Source organism: Serratia microhaemolytica (genome assembly GCF_004011885.1).
GTDB classification, from domain to species: Bacteria; Pseudomonadota; Gammaproteobacteria; order Enterobacterales; family Enterobacteriaceae; genus Serratia_G; species Serratia_G microhaemolytica.
Genome location: NZ_SBEF01000111.1, coordinates 1 through 1,507, shown reverse-complemented (window position 1 = coordinate 1,507; position 1,507 = coordinate 1). Strand labels below are relative to the sequence as shown.

Genomic DNA, 1,507 nt, shown 5'->3' with positions numbered 1-1,507 from the left:
CAGGCACCTACATCAATAATGCCGGTAGACTGCGTAACCTTTCTGAATACTCGGCGGATACTGTGATTGAAACGAGTGGTGCGGCTGCGGTGATCACCAATCAAGGGGAATTACACGGTCGGGTGCAACTGGCGAACGCAGTCAACAACCTGTTTTTTAACCTCAGCGGCGCACGTTGGGATAGCTCGGGCGGTTTCAATGAGTTCGGTGAAATAAACAGTATTTTGATGAACGACGGGCGCTTGATTACCGCTAATCGTTCCGCCCATTCTCCACAGACCACCACGTTTAATAATATCGGTTACCTGCTCAATGCCGGTGAGCTCACCATGGCCAATGGCCAAGCGGGCGACGTCACAGTGATTAACGGTAACTACTCGGGCGGTGGCGGCACACTGGTGTTTGATACGGTGCTGGGTGACGACAACTCATTGACCGATAAACTGGTGATTAATGGCAACAGCTCGGGTGTCAGTTTTGTCACCGTCAATAACCTTGGCGGCAGTGGTGCAGCGACACTGAATGGTATTGAGCTGATCAAAGTCACCGGCCGTTCTGAAGGCAATTTCTTGCAACGTGGCCGCATTGCCGCCGGTGCTTACGACTATTCACTGGTACGCGGCAGTGGTGACAACCAGCGTAACTGGTATCTCTCCAGCAGCAGCGCACTGTTTAACGCCTCGGCACGTGCCGCACTGGATAGGTTGAGCCTGTCGGCGGATGCAGAGCTGGATGTCGACAGCTACCTGACTGAGTTGCAAACACAGCGTGCCGCCAACGCCTTGAACAGTCAGGCTGATTCGGTACTGTCAGAGATGGAGCAGTACTTGCTTGAGCTACAGACACAACAAGCCGCAGGTGAAAGACAACTCGCCTCAGCACGGCAACAGCTGGACAGCTACCTTGAACAACTCAGGGCGCAGCAAGCACGCAATGACGCACCGCAAGTCTCGCGCCCGGAAAACGGAGCGTATACCGCTAACCTGGCGGCGGCCAATAACCTGTTTATCACCTCGCTAGCGCAACGCAGTGGTGAAACCGCCTACCTTGATCTGCTCACCGGCGAAGCGCGCAGCACCAGCATGTGGTTACGCAGCGAAGGCGCACACAACCGCTCACGCGACAGCAGCCAGCAGTTAAAAACGCAGGCTAACCGCTATGTGATCCAGCTTGGTGGTGATGTTGCCCGCTGGCAGTTTGATCAGCAGCGCCTGCGTATGGGGGTCATGGCCGGTTATGGCAACAGCCGCAGCAGCACCGTTGCTCAGGTTTCTGGTTACAACAGCAAAGGCAAAGTCGACGGCTACAACCTGGGGCTGTATGCCACCTGGTATGCCAATGCGATAGATAATAGCGGTGGCTATCTGGACGGTTGGGTGCAGTATAGCTGGTTTGATAACACGGTATCTGGGCAGGGTCTACAATCGGAGCAGTATGACGCCGATGGCATCAGCGCCGCACTGGAGAGCGGCTACCGCTTCAAACTGCGTGACAACCCGGCCCAGAC

General features: G+C 55.4%; 1 protein-coding gene. It reads left to right on the top strand.

Features of this window, described 5'->3' with window-relative positions; all coding sequences use genetic code 11:
- Nucleotides 1-1,507 (top strand): autotransporter outer membrane beta-barrel domain-containing protein (locus EOJ37_RS14160; RefSeq protein WP_127960508.1); only part of this gene is annotated, 1,507 nt, incomplete at both ends.